The sequence below is a fragment of the Snodgrassella sp. ESL0304 genome (assembly GCF_013344995.1).
In the GTDB taxonomy this organism is placed as follows: domain Bacteria; phylum Pseudomonadota; class Gammaproteobacteria; order Burkholderiales; family Neisseriaceae; genus Snodgrassella; species Snodgrassella alvi.
In genome coordinates this window covers 201,825-219,995 of the sequence record NZ_JAAEDR010000013.1, presented here as the reverse complement: position 1 = coordinate 219,995, position 18,171 = coordinate 201,825, and the positions used below count along the sequence as shown (strand labels likewise).

General features: G+C 41.0%; 19 protein-coding genes and 1 tRNA gene. 4 read left to right on the top strand and 16 right to left on the bottom strand.

The annotated features are described in order from the left end of the window. Positions 1-28 precede the first annotated feature (28 nt). Positions 29-400 carry a 30S ribosome-binding factor RbfA gene (gene rbfA, locus GYX91_RS06765; protein ID WP_025330989.1) on the top strand — a complete coding sequence of 124 codons (372 nt, stop codon included), beginning with the start codon at positions 29-31 and terminating at the stop codon, positions 398-400. Between the two features lie 77 nt (positions 401-477). Here rbfA and GYX91_RS06760 read toward each other — a convergent pair whose 3' ends face one another. Beyond that, complete coding sequence (locus GYX91_RS06760) at positions 478-963, bottom strand: YbhB/YbcL family Raf kinase inhibitor-like protein (protein ID WP_174830321.1); 486 nt, start codon at positions 961-963, stop codon at positions 478-480. A gap of 217 nt (positions 964-1,180) precedes the next feature. Between GYX91_RS06760 and GYX91_RS06755 the strand changes: the two genes are divergently transcribed. Further along, positions 1,181-1,873 carry an alpha/beta fold hydrolase gene (locus GYX91_RS06755; protein ID WP_202983731.1) on the top strand — a complete coding sequence of 231 codons (693 nt, stop codon included), beginning with the start codon at positions 1,181-1,183 and terminating at the stop codon, positions 1,871-1,873. 78 nt (positions 1,874-1,951) lie between these two features. On the opposite strand, the gene GYX91_RS06750 is transcribed toward GYX91_RS06755, so the two are convergent. The 3 genes from GYX91_RS06750 to eno form a co-directional block, all read right to left on the bottom strand. Continuing rightward, positions 1,952-2,329: an STAS/SEC14 domain-containing protein gene (locus GYX91_RS06750; RefSeq protein ID WP_037392470.1), complete on the bottom strand. Its 378-nt coding sequence runs from the start codon at positions 2,327-2,329 to the stop codon at positions 1,952-1,954. 283 nt (positions 2,330-2,612) lie between these two features. After that, the gene (gene ftsB / locus GYX91_RS06745) at positions 2,613-2,933 is read right to left on the bottom strand and encodes a cell division protein FtsB (protein ID WP_078474718.1); all 321 of its coding nucleotides are present in this window, start codon (positions 2,931-2,933) and stop codon (positions 2,613-2,615) included. 30 nt (positions 2,934-2,963) lie between these two features. Further along, positions 2,964-4,247, bottom strand: a complete 1,284-nt coding sequence (gene eno, locus GYX91_RS06740) for a phosphopyruvate hydratase (RefSeq protein ID WP_100125926.1) — start codon at positions 4,245-4,247, stop codon at positions 2,964-2,966. 459 nt (positions 4,248-4,706) lie between these two features. On the opposite strand from eno, the gene GYX91_RS06735 reads away from it, so the two are divergent. Both GYX91_RS06735 and GYX91_RS06730 read left to right on the top strand, forming a co-directional pair. After that, positions 4,707-4,799: transfer RNA gene (locus GYX91_RS06735), tRNA-Ser, on the top strand. A gap of 303 nt (positions 4,800-5,102) precedes the next feature. Beyond that, complete coding sequence (locus tag GYX91_RS06730; RefSeq protein WP_100125927.1) at positions 5,103-7,082, top strand: ligand-gated channel protein; 1,980 nt, start codon at positions 5,103-5,105, stop codon at positions 7,080-7,082. Positions 7,083-7,289: 207 nt separating this feature from the next. Here GYX91_RS06730 and GYX91_RS06725 read toward each other — a convergent pair whose 3' ends face one another. From GYX91_RS06725 to leuC, 12 genes are all read right to left on the bottom strand, one after another. Next, positions 7,290-8,057 (bottom strand): TatD family hydrolase, encoded by a 768-nt coding sequence (locus tag GYX91_RS06725; RefSeq protein ID WP_025330982.1) that lies wholly within the window; start codon positions 8,055-8,057, stop codon positions 7,290-7,292. A 44-nt stretch (positions 8,058-8,101) separates the two neighbouring features. Then, positions 8,102-8,539 (bottom strand): ProQ/FINO family protein, encoded by a 438-nt coding sequence (locus GYX91_RS06720; protein ID WP_025330981.1) that lies wholly within the window; start codon positions 8,537-8,539, stop codon positions 8,102-8,104. Between the two features lie 102 nt (positions 8,540-8,641). After that, a complete protein-coding gene (gene aroC, locus GYX91_RS06715) occupies positions 8,642-9,757 on the bottom strand; it encodes a chorismate synthase (protein WP_084585107.1) in 1,116 nt (371 codons plus the stop codon). 253 nt (positions 9,758-10,010) lie between these two features. Beyond that, positions 10,011-10,265 carry a hypothetical protein gene (locus GYX91_RS06710; protein ID WP_038648923.1) on the bottom strand — a complete coding sequence of 85 codons (255 nt, stop codon included), beginning with the start codon at positions 10,263-10,265 and terminating at the stop codon, positions 10,011-10,013. Positions 10,266-10,666: 401 nt separating this feature from the next. After that, positions 10,667-11,203 (bottom strand): membrane integrity-associated transporter subunit PqiC, encoded by a 537-nt coding sequence (locus GYX91_RS06705; RefSeq protein WP_025330978.1) that lies wholly within the window; start codon positions 11,201-11,203, stop codon positions 10,667-10,669. Beyond that, positions 11,203-12,840: an intermembrane transport protein PqiB gene (pqiB, locus tag GYX91_RS06700; protein WP_174830318.1), complete on the bottom strand. Its 1,638-nt coding sequence runs from the start codon at positions 12,838-12,840 to the stop codon at positions 11,203-11,205. The genes GYX91_RS06705 and pqiB overlap by 1 nt, the downstream gene beginning before the upstream one ends. Continuing rightward, entirely contained in the window at positions 12,827-14,164 is a 1,338-nt protein-coding gene (locus GYX91_RS06695; protein ID WP_174830317.1) for a paraquat-inducible protein A, read from the bottom strand. Before GYX91_RS06695 ends, pqiB begins: the two co-directional genes overlap by 14 nt. 108 nt (positions 14,165-14,272) lie before the next feature. Then, entirely contained in the window at positions 14,273-15,343 is a 1,071-nt protein-coding gene (gene leuB / locus GYX91_RS06690) for a 3-isopropylmalate dehydrogenase (protein WP_037392326.1), read from the bottom strand. A gap of 91 nt (positions 15,344-15,434) precedes the next feature. Further along, positions 15,435-16,076 (bottom strand): 3-isopropylmalate dehydratase small subunit, encoded by a 642-nt coding sequence (leuD, locus tag GYX91_RS06685; RefSeq protein WP_174830315.1) that lies wholly within the window; start codon positions 16,074-16,076, stop codon positions 15,435-15,437. A 66-nt stretch (positions 16,077-16,142) separates the two neighbouring features. Beyond that, positions 16,143-16,283 carry an entericidin A/B family lipoprotein gene (locus GYX91_RS06680; RefSeq protein ID WP_051506459.1) on the bottom strand — a complete coding sequence of 47 codons (141 nt, stop codon included), beginning with the start codon at positions 16,281-16,283 and terminating at the stop codon, positions 16,143-16,145. A gap of 18 nt (positions 16,284-16,301) precedes the next feature. Beyond that, complete coding sequence (locus tag GYX91_RS06675) at positions 16,302-16,427, bottom strand: entericidin A/B family lipoprotein (RefSeq protein WP_078474712.1); 126 nt, start codon at positions 16,425-16,427, stop codon at positions 16,302-16,304. Positions 16,428-16,522: 95 nt separating this feature from the next. Beyond that, the gene (leuC, locus tag GYX91_RS06670) at positions 16,523-17,929 is read right to left on the bottom strand and encodes a 3-isopropylmalate dehydratase large subunit (protein WP_084548021.1); all 1,407 of its coding nucleotides are present in this window, start codon (positions 17,927-17,929) and stop codon (positions 16,523-16,525) included. Between the last annotated feature and the right edge of the window lie 242 nt (positions 17,930-18,171).

The window sequence follows — 18,171 nt, the reverse complement described above, 5'->3', positions numbered from 1 at the left end:
ACTGGCCTGATCACAGAAAGGAATGATTATGCGTAAACCTCAGCGTGGTTATGCTCGTCAGGATCGTGTCAAAGAGCAGATTATGCGTGAACTGGCCGAACTTGTGCGTGTTGGTCTCAAAGATCCGCGTGCCGGTTTTATTACAATTAATGAAGTAGAAGTAACCCGGGATTATAGTCATGCTACTATTTATTACACCGTGCTGGATGATAGTACCCGTGCTGTAACCGAAGAAGCACTGGAACATGCTAAGGGTTATTTGCGTAGCGAACTGGCTCGTCGAATAACTTTATTCCGTACACCTGAGCTGACGTTCATTTATGATGATTCACTTGAACGTGGTATGAGTATTTCGCATTTGATTGATAAAGTTTCTAAAGAAAAACCGGTTGAAGATTAAATGAAGCTTAAAAAAAGAGGTTGTCCAAGATTGGACAACCTCTTTTTATATTATTTAACCTGATTTATATTATGAATTTAGCGACCATAGTGAACCATTACTGAGGCTTTGGCAATGGCATGACTATTCACTACAAAACCCGCATAACTAGTAGTTGCATCCTCAGGTAAATCAATTTTATCGGTATTCAGAGCATAAACAGTAAATATATAACGATGGGGCGTATGACCTTCTGGCGGATAAAAACCCGAGTAACCTAAAGTTCCGGTCTCGTTACGTAGCTGACGTGTTCCGGCAGGTAAATTCTGCCCTCCTTCTGCACCAGCATTTCTTTTTAGTTCAGTTAAGTCTTTTGGCAGATTAATAGCCATCCAGTGCCACCAGCCTGCACCTCCTGTAGGCGCATCAGGATCATGGCATTGAATTGCAAAACTTTTGGTTTCGGCTGGCGCATTTTCCCAAATTAAAGCAGGAGACTGGTTGTCACGATCACTTTGATAAGAGGAATCGACAGTGTCGCCGTTTTTGAATTCAGGACTGGTTAAAGTAAATGTATTTGGCATTATATTTCTCAATGTCATTAGAAGATAAGATATGTGGTGATTTAATTTTGCTGGATAAGGTTAATTAAGTCAACGCAATGTAAGAATAATAAATAATAATGAAATTAGTTAAAAGGGTTTTAGATTGGTAGCAAAATAATTGCAAACATTAATTTGGCTGATTGATAAACTGTTATAGAATATCAGGCCAGTGGTTTGCTCTTTTGAGACTATCAAGATGAAAGAAATATTACCTTGGGTATGCATTCCTGGTTTTATGCTGGATGAAACATTATGGGATGATATGAAAGCTAATTTGGCTGAATCCCAGCCGGTATTATGTGCATCACTGGCAAACGGAGACAGTATTGCTGCTATGGCAGAAAATATTGCTGTTTCTGCTCCTGAACGTTTTGTGCTCATTGGTTTTTCGCTTGGCGGCTATGTTGCAAGAACACTGGCCGCCCAGTATCCGCAGCGGGTTGCTGCCCTTGTCTTAATTGCTACTTCATTGCGTGAGGATACACCACAGCAATATGCAGCAAAACAAAATACTTTAAAAATTCAGCAGCATCTAAATTTTCGTGGTTTGGGGCATAAAGCTATAATTCAGACGTTGCGACCTGATAATCAAAATAATCAAGAGATGATTGGCAGAATCCGGCAGATGAGTGAACGTTTGGGTTTTAATGTGTTAAGCAAACAATCTTTGCTAAACCGTAAAACTCCGACAGATCAGAAAATTTCCTGCCCGACTTTGATTATTGCTGCTGCGCAGGATCAGATGCGCTCTATCGATGAAGCTAAGGAGTTGCAGGAATTTATACCACAGGCTAGTCTGAAAATAATCGAAAATAGCGGACATATGTTGCCACTGGAGCAACCGGAAATATTGGCTGAAATGATATCCGGCTGGCTCAATCAGCTTTGATGTAATTAAATTTAATTAAAAATATTTTTGGTTTTATCAGTTAAATATATTAAGCGTGCTTACTGATGAATAAAGCAGTTAATTATTGCGGATGGCATTTGAATTTTGTGTATTCTGTTCCAGCCATTTTTGTGCTGTAGCTGTATCACTAAAGTATCTGGGTCGTTGCAAAGTTAGTAAATTAGCAAGACGTATACCTATACGAATCCAAATATCGTCAACGACAATAGCAGTACGACCAAAATCATGGGCATGCTGACGCAGAAATCTGAGATGTTCTAAAGCCATATCTATAGTGAAATCTTTCATCTGACTTAGATCAAGTAACAGATTAGGTAAATGGGTGTGTTCAATGGCTTTTAACAAAGCATTTTCCAGCTGATGAAAATCTTCCAGTGTAAATTCATTGTATAGTACAACGTCTAAACCGTAACTTTTCTGATGGATAGAAATCATATATTTGCCTTTAATGCCCAGAACAATTTATCTTACCTGATTCAGCAGATTTTAAAATATCATACTAATTGATTAATACATTGGCTATGATTCTTGTAAGTCTATTCTGATATTGATTAGAAAATTTTAAAAGCTGTGGTATTGATACAACCAAACTATAGGTTGATGGATTTTGTTAGTCAAATTAAATCATCTGTTAGAAATAGAATATATTGCTATAAAATAAAACCAGCAGTTTTTAGTACTAAAAACTGCTGGTTTGGTAATGCCAAAGTGTTTTTCTTTATCTTTGAGGAATATTATTCTGATTACTTGTAGTAGTTACAAGTGTGCCTGAAGGTACAAAACGATAGAAAACTTCGCCATCCTGTATATAACCCAGTTTATCCCGGGCCATTTCATTTATTGCATCTTTTCCATCGGCAAGATCTTTAATTTCGGCGGTAAGAGCTCGATTACGCTGTATCAGGGTTTCATTACTAGCATTTTGATTTATGACGTTGTTCTCAAGATTCCACATATCGTGCCAGCCGCCATGCCCCATCCACAAGTCGTATTGTAAACCGGCCAATGCAAATAACAATACCCAGGTTACCCACTTCATTTTATTTGCCTATAATATTCCATATCAGAATTAGCTAAGCTGATAAAAAGCTTTTTTACCCGGATAGTAGGCTGCAGAACCAAGTTCTTCTTCAATTCGCAGCAACTGATTATATTTGGCAATACGATCAGAGCGTGAAAGTGAACCAGTTTTAATTTGCATGCAGTTTGTACCTACGGCCAGATCTGCTATGGTGCTGTCTTCGGTTTCGCCAGAGCGATGGCTCATTACACTGGTATAGCCAAAGCGTTTGGCTAAATCTACCGCTTTAAGTGTCTCGGACAATGTACCAATCTGATTGACCTTAACCAGAAGTGAGTTAGCCAGACCCTGGGTTATACCTTCGCTTAAAATAGCCGGATTGGTAACAAACAGATCATCACCAACCAGCTGTACTTTTTTACCCAGACGTTCTGTCAGAAGTTTCCAGCCTTCCCAGTCGTGCTCGCTCATACCGTCTTCAATAGACACAATAGGGTATTTGTTAACAAGGTCAGTCAGGTAGTCAGCAAACTCGGCACTGGTCAGGCTCAGATTTTCTGCAGTTAATTCATAATGCCCGTTTTTGTAAAACTCACTGGAAGCGCAATCCAGAGCCAGTACGATATCTTTGCCCGGAATATAGCCTGCTGCCTCTACAGCAGACAGAATCAGCTGAATGGCTTCTTCATGACTGGCTAAATCTGGCGCAAAACCGCCTTCATCACCAACACTGGTAGACATACCTTTATCATTACATAATTTTTTCAGATGGTGAAATACTTCAGCGCCACAGCGCAATGCCTGACGAAATGATTCTGCGCCCACCGGCATAATCATGAATTCCTGAATATCAAGGCTATTATTGGCATGTGCACCGCCATTGATAACATTCATCATGGGAACAGGCATGGACATTGGCCCGGCACCGCCTATATAACGATATAGTGGTAAACCGGCATCTTCTGCTGCAGCACGGGCAACTGCCAATGAAACTGCCAGCGTAGCATTGGCTCCAAGGCGACCTTTATTATCAGTACCGTCCAGATCAATCATAATCTGGTCGATATAGCTTTGTTCACTGGCATCAATGCCAATAAGTGCCTGTGCAATTTCATTATTAACATTCTCTACAGCCTGTAATACACCTTTGCCCAAATACCGCTGTTTATCGCCGTCACGCAGTTCCAGTGCTTCTTTTTCACCGGTAGACGCGCCAGAAGGCACGGCAGCTCTGCCCATTACCCCAGATTCAAGCAGAACATCACATTCAACTGTCGGGTTACCGCGTGAATCCAGTATTTCACGCGCAAAGATGTCAATAATTGCACTCATGCAAGTCTCCAGAATTTTAAATTTTATATTGTTATGCGATAAAGACTACAAACAATAATTTTGCCAGTCATCGGGTTGACCAGATGGTTAAACTTTGTATTATACCGGAGGCTGAGTATGAGAAAAGGGTAATTTACACATGATTTTTTGAGCGGTAAATTAAATAGAACAATCAGGTAGCATATGTTTATTATATAAAGTAAACAAATTGATTTCTGTTAAAGGTGCTTTGGAGAATCAACTAAAACTCTCAGGAACTTATGGTGGCTATATATCAACTTTATCTGAGACCTGAATTTTAGTATAGCTCAGATTTGTATCCATCGGTGGTTTATAGGCGTAAAGAAAATGTTGTTTACTGCTATAGTGTTAGCAAATAGGGCATCATTTCGGAGTTTTTTTTGTATATTTTTGTTTGACAGTTAAGAGTTGATTAGGTATAGTTCGCAACTTCTCTACGGAGAGTTGGCCGAGTGGTCGAAGGCGCTCCCCTGCTAAGGGAGTATACGGGCAAAACCTGTATCAAGGGTTCGAATCCCTTACTCTCCGCCATTTTACAAAAAATCCCTGAATTAAATTTCAGGGATTTTTTATTTACTGGTTTTAAAATGAGAGTATGTATCGCTATTGGTAAATCTTATTTTCAAATCATTTAGTTATGTCATTACTTGCCATGACATAATACCTACGCCAACTCAAATGGTATTCTTTTTTATATTTTGTCAATAAATCTGATGCTTTTTAGGTATATTTATGTTAAATTATATAATGATTACTATTATCATTTAAATGAATTTAACTAAATAATTTATTTAAATTTTATTAAAATAAATTCGTCAGAGGTCCGTCTTCATTATGCGTAAACTGGTTCACCATTCGTTTTCACTGGCATTACTCTCAACTTTAATATCTCCGTTATATGCTGCAGAAGCAGTACTGGATGATGTAGTGGTAACAGCTTCGGGATTTAAACAACAGGCAAAAAATGCAGCAGCATCAATTACTGTGATTAATGCCAAAGAACTCGAAACTAAGGAATATCACGATGTCACTGATGCTTTGCTGGATGTACCAGGAGTGGTAGTAACCGGTGGCGGCAGTACGAAAGATATCAGTATCCGTGGGATGTCGGGTGCTTATACTATGTTGCTGATAGATGGCAAACGGGTCAATTCGCGCGGGGTTCGTCCTAATTCCGATGGTCCGGGAATTGAGCAGGGCTGGATGCCACCAATTTCAGCGATTCAGAGGATTGAGGTGATTCGTGGTCCTGCTTCAGCTTTATATGGATCCGATGCAATGGGTGGGGTGATTAATATCATTACCAAAAAAACAGCTGCTGACTGGACTGGTTCAATTAAGGCAGATGCTACTATACAACAGCATAGTAATAGCGGTAATACTCTGCAAAGCAGCGTTTATGTTTCCGGTCCGTTAATTCAGGATAAATTAGGTATCCGTGTTAATGCAGGATATTCTCACCGCGATGAAGATAAATTTATCGGCGGCTATAAAGAACAGCGTATGCGCAACGGTGATCTGGTTCTGTCCTGGACACCGGATGATAAAAATACAATTGATTTTGAATTAAACCGAAGTTTACAGAATCGCAATGGTAAAGTAGGTAAAACAATTGATACAGCACCGCGCAGGGGTGTAAAACCTACAGATGATTACACGCTGTATGATCGCAATCAGTATAGTATTACTCATCGTGGCCACTACGATAAAATTGATACTCAGACATATGTTCAGCGTGAGGAAAATGATAATCCATCACGTGATATGCATGAAAAAAATACTATTTTTAATACCCAGACTCAGTTTCGCCTGAATAAACATACTTTGAGCATCGGCGGCAGATGGCAACGGGAAGAACTGAATGATACTGGTAACCAGCTTGTTATTAACGGGCGGCGGTTAACTCATCTGGAGCGTGATTCCTGGGCAGTTTTCGGACAGGATGAATGGCGTATCGTACCAACATTTGCACTGACTGGTGCAGCACGACTGGATCATGATGAAAATTATGGTTCTGAGATCACTCCAAAGTTTTATGGTGTATGGACGCCTAATAAAGAATGGACAATAAAGGGTGGTTATTCCCGTGGTTATAAAGCACCTGCACTGCGTGCAGCATCAGATGGCTGGGGGCAGGTAACCGGTGGTGGATATTCTAATGGTATTATTATAGGTAACTCAAATCTGAAACCGGAAAAATCAGATAATTTCGAAATCAGTTTCAACTGGGATAATAACCGTAATCTTTCTGCTGGTTTAACTACTTATTATACAAAGTTTAAAAACAAAATAACGGAAGTACGTACCTGTCAGGGTAAGGCCGGTTCAAATGCCTGTTCTTGGCGTAATGAGTATTTTGACTTTATCAGTCAGCGCGAAAATGTGGATAAAGCAGTTTTACGCGGTATAGAAGCAACATTTGGCTGGAAAATTACACCAAAAGTAGACTGGTCTGCGAATTATACCTATACACATAGTGAGCAGAAGAGTGGTCAGTTTAGTGGTAAGCCATTAAATGAAATGCCGAAAAATATGTTTAATACCACGCTTAACTGGAATGCGACGGAAAAATTATCTACATGGGCCAGATGGAATTTCCGCAGCAGAACTTCAGATTATCTGTCACGGACCTCAATGGCAATTGGTAAGCCATCATATGGTTTTGTAGATACAGGATTGGTATTTAAACCGAAAAAAGATCTGATTTTAAGTGGCGGTATTTATAATATATTTGATAAAAGAGTTGATCAGAAAGATTATGGTCGTACTCTGGATGGGCGTCGTTATAGTATCAGTGCACAAGTTAATTTCTAATCCGAAGTTATTGCTGTTTCAAAATAATTTCTTATTATTAATTTTTGAAAAAGTATAAATCTGCCAGCTTTCAATTATTGAAAGCTGGCAGATTCCTAATGATGAATAGTTATTTAAATTTCTGTATATGAGTACTAAGCAAAAAACATTCTAGTGTTATTCATGCCTTTCACCAATGATTCTTTCAGTTAATAAATAATACTGAGATTAAGTTTTTTGTGAAATAACTTGAAACGTATTTTTGCTAGTAATGGAAGCTATATCCTGCCAGTGACTATTGCGCAAGCCGGCTATGATTTCAGCAATCTGGCGTAAATTATCAGGAGTGTTATTCTGATGCGGCAGAGGAGACATATAAGGTGCATCAGTTTCGATTACTATATGTTGTAAAGGTAGCTTTTCGGCAATGTGCCGAATTTTTTTTGCCTGTGTTCGTAATAATAAAGAACCAACACCAATAAAAAAACCATGCTTAATCCAAGCCTGTGCTTCTTCCATACTGCCGGAAAAGGCATGAGCAATCCCGCCAAAAGTAAATTGGCAACGTTTAATACTGTGTATGCAAGCATCGGTAGCATGGACGTTATGAATAATGACAGGACGCTGCAGAGATTTGGCCATTCTTAGTTGGGCTTCAAAACAGTTAATCTGCAAATTTTTGTCTGCTGTGTTATTTATTCGTGCAAAATCCAGACCAATTTCTCCCATCATAATATCTGGATGTGTATGTAGTAATGATTCGAGTTGATTGAGTGCAGAATCATTGTGACTGTTGATATACCAGGGATGAATGCCTATTGCCGCATATATGCAAGAATAAGCTTCTTGAAGTTCGATGGTTGTCAGCCAGTCAGCAGGGCTGGTGGCGGGTACGAGAAAATGACCAATATGTTTATCAGCAGCCTGTTGCAGTACTTGGGTTAAATTTTCTGTCAGGGGGCTGTGATTGAGATGGCAGTGGCTGTCAAATAGCATGAGAATAAAAAACACGAGCTTGAGGGCTCGTGTATCTGCTGGTATCAGTTCTGTGATGATTCTTCGCTGCTACTGCTATGATCAGTTTCAGCTTTTGCAGAGGGGGTTTCTGCGACTTCAGTTGCTGATGCCGGTTTTGCTGTCTGCATAGAGGGATGTTGTTTAGCAATAGCCTGCTCTTCTGGTGAAACTTCACCTTTAAAGCGGTTATTCAAATCAAAACGCTTTCCTCCGCGTGCCAGAGATTTGATATATCGCGGCCGGCGGCAGTGATTGGCCAGAACGCGTGCTATAAGAGCAGGATCATATTGTGGTAATGCAGTAATTAAATCCTGATCAATGCCGATTGCTAATGGTTTAAAATGCTTAAATACATCATATTTGCGATAGATATGTTCGGCAATCATATCAGTTTGCTTTTTTTTGCTCATGGTCTGTACAGCTGATTTCAGGGCTGCACCCAAAGCGGTTTCTTGACTCATAAAGTTACTTCCTTGTGGGTTTATGGCCATTTCAATGAAATAATAATGAATTAAATCATTGATACAGATGATAACTTTGCAGTTATGGCTATAAAAAAATATTCAGATATTAGCTTCATCAGATAAATAATGAGCAATATCAGGTGTATTTACGTGAATATCAGCATTTTGTGCACGCTGGCGTAAAGCATGATCCATGAGTACCAAAGCAAGCATTGCTTCAGCAATTGGCGCTGCGCGCAGTCCGACACAAGGATCGTGACGACCTTGGGTCGATAGTAGAACCGGCTTGCCATGAATATCTATTGAATGACGAGGTGTGGCAATGCTGCTGGTAGGTTTAATGGCCAGATTAATGTGTATGTCCTGACCACTGCTGATGCCTCCTAATATACCGCCGGCATTATTAGATCTAAATCCTTCAGGTGTCAGCTCATCTCCATGTTCACTGCCTTTTTGGCGTATACATTCAAAACCTGCACCTATTTCTACGCCTTTAACTGCGTTAATGCCCATCATGGCATGAGCTATATCGGCATCAAGACGATCGAAAACCGGTTCACCCAGTCCGACCGGAACATGACGAGCAGTAACATGCAGTTTGGCTCCGATGGAATCACATGCTTTACGTATGCTATCCATATATTGTTCCAGTTCTTGAATCTGGCTTTTATTGGCGACAAAAAAAGGATTATTGTTTATATAGGCATAATCTTCAAAAGAGATATTTTTTTCACCAATCTGGGTGATATGGGCAATTATTTCAGTATTAAAATGCTGACGTAACCATTTTCTGGCTACTGCGCCTGCTGCTACCCGGGCAGCTGTTTCACGAGCTGAGCTACGTCCGCCGCCGCGATAATCTCTGATACCGTATTTATGCCAATATGTGTAGTCCGCATGTCCGGGGCGGAAACTCTGAGCAATATCACTATAATCTTTACTGCGCTGATCAGTATTTCTGATTAATAAAGCTATCGGTGTGCCGGTGGTTTTTCCTTCAAATACGCCGGAAAGAATTTCGACAATATCTGCTTCACGACGCTGAGTAACATGGCGGCTGGTACCGGGTTTACGTCTGTTCAGATCATGCTGAATATCGGCCTCATTTAAAGCCAGTCCCGGCGGACACCCGTCTATGATACAACCAATTGCAGCACCGTGGCTTTCACCAAAGGTGGTAACAGTAAGGATTTGTCCGAAAGTATTGCCGGCCATAAGTTTTACTCTTACATTTTCAGTATCAGAAATAATTTTGCTGTTGAGTTTAGCATGGTTTATACGGTTTAGGCATAATTTGTCTGGCAGTTCGTTTGTTTTTGGCGCAGATGCTTTGATATGGTTATAAATTTACCTTTTTTACCAGAAATTTTTGTCTCTTATCAACAGAAATAAGGATGTGATAAGCCTGATAAGTAAAAAATATGTTAAATGGATAGTAAAATTTAATAATGAATCAAATGTAATATTTTTATTTATTGATAGGCTGTTTTTTCTGATCGGTTGTTTTTGCTGCCGGTTTTTCAGGCTGGCCGGATGGTTCTGTGCCGGCTATAACGGGTGGTTCTGATGGTACGGGCTTGGTTCTAATCGGAAAGTTAATTGTCGTACCAAGACCAAAATTGTGATTGCCACCACCAATACCGACTGCCACATTAGAAGGCATGCCAATACTGCATGCTCCAACTAGAAGTAAAGCAATAAGGGAAACGAGTTTTAATCTCATAATTCTCTTCGGATAGAAATATTGTTTTATTATAAATCTTTCTGGTTATCTGGCGAATTAATTTATGGTGTCATTAGTGTAATTTTGTTATCTGGAGAGTATAGAATAAAAAATCATTTAGCTGAAAGTATCATTATTAATATAGAGAATATCAATATTTTTACTGATTTATATTATTGTTTTATCTATATTTATTAAATATGGCATTAAAAGAATAATTTTTTATTATTATAAATGATGGGGTATTGATAAATTCCCCATCATAGCTCATCTCATCTGCATTTTCATTTACTGAATTGCCATCTTATGCACTTGAATTAGTAACGGTATGTCCCGTTTAGAAAAAAATTGTCAAATGTGCTTATTAGGCCAAACTGCGATCCTGGTTAGTATTGCAATAATTAATTATATGGAGCAATGCTTTTGGCTACATTACTGAGTCCTTGAGCCAGAGCATTAACCATATTATTGTAGCCATTGCCTTGCTGAGGTAGTCGGACATTAAAGTTCTGACCTTGTTCATTATTAATACCCTGCCAGCTGCTGTAACCACTGATGTAGATATAACCATCATAGCTACCTTGAAAAGACTGTATATATACAGTTAGTGTGGTTTTAGTTTTATTTTCAGGAGTAAACAGATAGCGAATACTTTGTTTATTAAGTTCATTGGCCAGTGTCTGACTAATTTCATCGCCAAGATCATCAGCCCATAGATGCTGCTGGGCAAAGTGCAGAGTTGTCGGACTGTCCTGATAAACTAAATTCCCCTGATTAAGGCGCTCAGCCAGTACCACTTTAAGTTGTACCGGAATTCTCTGGCTGCCGGCCGGTAATTGATAGTTACTGCCGGGTAGCTGATAGTAGGTAATCGGATTACCGGCACATGCACCAAGCGTCAGACTGACAGCACAGACAAGTGGTAACAAAATTTTCATTATCTGGCTCCTTTTGGTTCCGGATCATGCCCGCGACGATTAAAAATCAGGGCATTGGGTTGTTGTTTCAGGGTTTTCAGTGTTGGCTGTGCATCTTTCAGGGTGCTGTCAATACTTTTCAGAGTTTGCTGAATATCACCATATAGAGGTGAGGTGCTGGATACACCTTGTAATGTAGTCCGTAATTCTTTCAGAGTAGCCGCCAGCTCAGCAGGTAGTTGCTGAGTTTTATTTTGTGATAACAAGCGGTCTGCACTGGCCAGAGTCGTTTTTAATTGCGCCAGTGTCATATCCAGCTGTTTCATGGTGTTTTCTATAGGCAGCTTATTCATTTTGGCTAATAGTGCAGTCAATTGATTCTGGATCATATCAAGTCCGGTATGGGTGCTGCTGATAACGGTATATCCCTGATATTGTGCTACGGGTTTAAACAGTGATTCTCCCGCTTGCGCCTGAGATAAACTAATATACTGATTACCAGTAATCAGATTGTCTTTTTCCAGAGATGCAGATAACCCCAGATTAAGTGCCTGCTGGATTTGCTGCTGCCAGATTTTATCATCTTGTTTGCCGGCATTTATTTCCATACGTCCCGGCTCAATACGTAAACGTACTGGTATCCAGCCATGCTGGAAGAGTTTATGGCTGTCATTCAGGGCAAAGTAAGGTACATCTGCAACAGAACCGATATTAATACCCTGATATTCTACCGGAGCACCAACGCTGAGTCCGCGTACAGACTGCTGGAAGAATACAACATAGTATTGAGCACGGTTTGTCGGCAGGTTATCCAGCTCCCGTTCGCTATTGTAGAGAGTAAATTCAGTGTTGTTGGCAACAGGATTGCCTTTACCTTCAAACATGGTTTTGAATACGATTGCACCCGAGAGCAGTGCGGGTATGGGCGCAGAATCAATATGTACACCGCCGCCAGAAGCAGTAATCTGCAGGCCGGTCTGCAGCCAGAATTTAACTTTGTCGCCTATCAGACTGTCATACGGACTATTGATGTAGACCTGATAATGTACACTGTTGTCTTTAGGGTCAAAATAGGCTTTTTCAATTTGTCCGGCACTGATATCTCCGTAAAGTACCGGGCTGCCCGGATTAAGCAGCTTGTCACTGTGGCCTTTCAGACGCAAACGTATACCACTTTGCGATATGGCAGTGACCGGAGGTAAATCAGCAACTGTAAATGTTTCTGCTCTTTCTTTGCTGTGCCCCGGAGTAAAAGCGATATATGAACCGGAAACTAAGGTATTCAGGCCGGTAATACCACTCTGATCTATGCGTGGTTTAACAATCCAGAACTGAGTGTCTTTACGTAGCATATTTTTGACGTCAGCTGTCATCTGCGCTTTGATTTGTACGCCTTTTTCATCTGGGCTGATTCTGATTGCAGTAACTTTACCGACGGTGACGTTCATGACTTTAATGGTAGTCGTGTTAATTTCAATCCCGTCCGCGTCTTTTATATACAAAGTAATTTCCGGCCCTGTATGGCGCAGATGCTGAAAAAGCAGCCATGCCCCGGTTAATAATGCCAGCACCGGAATAATCCACACCAGTACGTTAAAGGGTGGATTACGTTTTACTGTGGCAGTTGCCTGCGGCGTCTGATTATCAGATTGGCTCATGATGAGAATGCCTTTTACTGCTGTTTTTATAATGAGGTTTATGGTGTTTTCTTTGTTGTACTGCTTCATCCCAGAGTAAACGCGGGTCGAAACTCAGTGCAGAAACCATGGTCAGGATGACAACTGCACAAAAGTAAATGGTGGCAGCACCTGGGGTTACATTAGCCAGTGGTGTGGAAAATGCCGACATGAGAATGATAACGACAAATATATCAATCATTGACCAGCGCCCGATTGATTCGGTAATACGGTAGAGTATGGTTAATTTGTGTGCAGACATTAATGGCCGGTAAGCAGCAGAATACAGTAGAACCAGCATAGAAATAATTTTCAATATGGGAATGGCCATACTGGCACTGAATATAACAACTGCAATTAAAACGTCACCATCATTCCACATGTATTCTATACCATCAAGAATGGTACTAGAAAGATTGGTGCCCGGCGAGCGGGTAATCATCATCGGCAATAAATTAGCCGGTATATAGAAAATAATGGCTGCCAGCAGAAAGGCCATACTAATGCTCAGACTTAACGGTTTACGGCGGCTCAGATACGAACCGCAGACGCTGCATACATTCAGGCTGGCTGGTTGCTCAAAAAGACAATAATTACAGTTGAGGGTATCAGCACTATTGTTCTGTAAAACAGGATCATTGCCGGTAAGGCGCTGTATCTGATAAAAAATCCAGTGTTCAGGTACACCCTGAGAAGTGCGGATAAGTAAAATGGCCAGTACCATCATCAGCCAGAAAGCAAGTCCGAAATGAATTTGTGCCATACCACTGATTTTAATATAAGCTACCAGTGTGGCAATATAAAATACATCGACCATAATCCAGTGGCGCAGACGAACCAGTGTACGGGTAGCGTATAGCATACCGGGTAATATCTGCCGGTAGCGCAAACCTGTGTATACGTACAGACACAATAACAGAAACAGTACCGGCGAACCAAAAGTTAACAGGAACATGACTTCCGCCAGCAAAGAATAATCCTGCTGGGCCAGTGTCTCAACCATATACGGAATAGTTAGCTCTACATGTATGCCAAGTAAATCTATGCTCATGTATAACTGTGTATACACAATTAACATGATAATTAATGAAGCAATAGCATAAGCTGTTGGCGTATCCAGTGGATGATGTTCAATTCGAACCAGATGCTGCCTGCAACGAGGGCAATGAGCATATTCGCCGGGAGTCAGCGAAGGAATAGACAGAGAAAGACCACAGCAGGGGCAGCCAACATGATGTGCCGGCAGGCTGCCATCTGGCAAGTCAGTTAATGAAGTTTGCGCCTGTTGTGTGGAACGGTAGCTCAAGATATCAAATTTCAATTATAAAAATAGCTATATAAAAAATAACTTAACAGAGATATAAATTCTCTGTTAAGTTCAATATACGTAATTTAATGATAATGTGCAATTATCTTATAACGCAGCAAGTACGGCATCACCCATCTGGCTGCATGAAATACGCGTACAACCTTCTTCAAATATATCACTTGTCCGCAAACCTTGTGCCAGCACTTTGCCTACAGCTGCTTCGATTCGCTGAGCTGCATCTTCGTTATTCAGGCTGTAACGTAAAAGCATCGCTAAAGAAAGTATAGTAGCCAGTGGATTAGCCAGATTCTGACCGGCAATATCAGGAGCAGAACCATGTGAGGGTTCATACATGCCCTTACCGGTTTCATTGAGAGAAGCGGAGGGCAGCATACCAATAGAGCCGGAAAGCATTGAAGCCTGATCAGAAAGAATATCACCAAAGATATTGCCTGTTACGATAACGTCAAACTGCTTAGGTGCTTTTACCAGTTGCATGGCGGCGTTGTCTACGTACATATGGCTAACGCTGACATCAGGATAATCTTTACTCATTTCTGTAATGATTTCACGCCATAATTCTGTTGTTTCCAATACATTGGCTTTATCGACGGAACAAAGTTTTTTGTTGCGTTTTTGTGCTGCTTCAAACGCAATTTTACCGATACGGCGAATTTCACTCTCACTGTAACGCATGGTGTTGATACCTTCGCGTTCACCGTTAGCTAGTGTATGAATTCCGCGCGGTTCACCAAAATAAATATCGCCGGTTAATTCACGCACGATAAGAATATTCAGTCCGGAAACTACTTCCGGTTTTAATGTAGAAGCATTGGCCAGCTCTGGATAGAGAATTGCCGGACGCAGATTGCCAAAAAGATTGAGGTCTTTGCGTATGGCTAGCAGACCGCGTTCGGGACGTAACGAACGTTCCAGTTTATCGTATTGAGGGCCGCCAACTGCGCCAAGCAATACTGCATCTGCCTGACGACAGATATTCTGAGTAAATTCAGGGTAGGGATGTCCGTATTCATCATAGGCTGCTCCTCCCAATGGTGCATACTGATAATCTGCATCCAGCCCCTCTGCAATCAGTTTGTCCAGAACGCGTACAGTTTGTCCGATGATTTCCGGTCCGATACCGTCACCGGGAAGAATAGCAATATGTTTGCTCATTTTATTCTTTCTGCTTATCGATTAATGACTGATAATTTTGAGTTATCAGTTAGTTTTTCAGATTATAAATGATTGAAAATTTCTGATTCAGTCAGAGCTGATACAGCCATGGTTGTTGTTGCTTATGTTTATTTTCATATGCTTTGATAGCATCAGCATGTTGTAATGTCAGTCCGATTTCATCCAGACCGTTAAGCAGACAGTGTTTGCGGTGTTCAGTAATCTCAAAATGATAATGTTTTCCGTCTGGCGTGTTAACAGTTTGTTCCGGCAGATTAATATTTAGCTGATAACCTTCATGAGCTGTCACATCGTGAAATAGGAGATCAACAGTTTCTTCAGGCAGAACGATAGGTAATAAACCATTTTTGTAGCAGTTATTGAAAAAGATATCAGCAAAAGAAGGTGCAATAATGGCACGGAATCCATAATCATCCAGAGCCCAGGGAGCGTGCTCACGGCTGGAGCCGCAACCGAAGTTTTTCCGTGTGAGCAGAATATGCGCGCCCTGATAACGTGGCTGATTAAGCACAAAGTCTGGATTTAGCGGACGTTTACTGTTATCCATACCTGGCTCACCATGATCCAGATAACGCCATTCATCAAATGCATTCGGCCCGAAGCCGCTGCGTTTAATGGATTTAAGAAATTGTTTGGGAATGATTGCATCAGTATCTACATTAGCGCGGTCAAGAGGCGCTACGAGTGCAGTAAGAGTGGTAAAAGATTTCATGCGGTATTTCAGTATTTTATAGTTTATGATTGAATTTTATGCAAGCCCTTGCGGGCTTGCATGCAGTTACATTTCTGAGCGTACGTTGTCAGAAGCATTACTTACAGCCTGACCGCCGGCAGAAATATCGCGGCCTACACCGGAAACAGTATGACAACCGGCCAGAAAACCAACAATAGCAAGACTTAAAAGCATTAATTTTTTCATGATCTTATCCTTGTATTGTTATCTGTTGGCAGCATTGGATAAATGTTGACCACCAGCTTTGACATCCTGTCCCACGCCGTGAATTGTGTGGCAACCAGTAACTACGGCCATAACCATTGCAGCAATTAACAACATTTTTTTCATACCGTACTCCTTCAACAAAGATAAATATTAACAAATTCAATCAGAACTACATGCTTATCATGCACTTGCTGGATTAAAACTGCAAGTTATTCACTTTATATCTGTCGCACATCGGTAAAATGTCCGGTAATGGCAGCAGCCGCTGCCATCGCCGGACTAACCAGATGAGTACGTCCGCCGTTGCCCTGTCTGCCTTCAAAATTCCGGTTAGACGTTGAGGCACAGCGCTCCTGCGGCTGTAAACGGTCTGCATTCATGGCCAGACACATTGAGCAACCTGGTTCACGCCACTCAAATCCGGCTGCTGTAAAGATTTTATCCAGTCCTTCTGCTTCTGCCTGCTGCTTAACCAGACCGGAACCGGGTACAATCAATACCCTTTTTACATTATCTGCTTTGTGATGTCCTTCTGCGACACTGGCAGCAATGCGTAGGTCTTCAATTCGTCCGTTTGTACAGGAACCAATAAAAACAACATCAACCGGAATCTCGTTAACTGGGGTACCGGCTGTTAATCCCATATATTGTAATGCGCGCTGCATACCTTCCCGTTTAACCGGATCAGTTTCTGCAGCAGGGTCTGGTACTTGCTGATTGACTGCAATCACCATTTCGGGTGATGTTCCCCATGTTACCTGTGGTTCTATATCAGCAGCATTAAAGTGGTAGGTTTTATCAAAATGTGCGCCTTCATCGGATACCAAAGTGTGCCAGTAGCTGACAGCCTGATCCCACAGCTCACCCTGAGGTGCAAAATGACGGTTTTTAATGTAATCAATAGTTGTCTGGTCGACGGCAACCAAACCGGAGCGGGCACCTGCCTCAATGGCCATGTTGCATAAGGTCATGCGACCTTCCATAGAAAGATTACGTATAGTTTCGCCGCCAAATTCAATTGCATAGCCTGTACCGCCGGCTGTACCAATTTGCCCGATAATATATAAAGCAATATCTTTGGCTGTGATACCTGTTTTGAGGGCACCGTCGATTTTAATCAGCATGGTTTTTGATTTTTTCGCAGTAATACACTGTGTTGCCATCACGTGCTCTACTTCTGATGTGCCAATACCATGAGCAAGCGCCCCGAATGCACCATGTGTAGAGGTGTGTGAATCACCGCATACTACAGTCATCCCGGGTAAAGTTGCTCCCTGTTCAGGTCCGACAACATGAACAATACCCTGATTGATATTTTTAAACGGATAATATTTCTCTACACCGAATTCGCGAATATTTTTATCCAGTGTATTGACCTGAAGTTTGGATATCGGGTCAGTAATTCCTTCGTCCCAGTGATCGGTCGGTGTGTTATGGTCAGCAGTGGCCACAATGCTTTGTTCACGCCAGAGAGGACGGTGAGCAAGTTTCAGTCCCTCAAAAGCCTGCGGACTGGTTACTTCATGTACAAGATGGCGGTCAATATAAAGTAAAACTGTACCATCAGCCTGTTCTTGGACAATATGGCTATTCCACAGTTTTTCATATAAGGTTTGTGCATTCATTGTAGTAGCTTTGTTTTGTTATGTTTTATGTGTGATGCATCTTAATACTGTTAAGGTGGTTTTACAAGTATTTTGTCTAAAAAATAAAATTTTGGACTAAAATAAGCAAAATTATCGAATATTTTAGACTAAATGTCTAATTTGCCTGTTTGAATTCTCTATAAATCATTTGATTTAAGCTGGTTAATCTGAATCATGTATGGTGAAGACTATAGATAATAGTTGCTGTTTTATAAAGATTA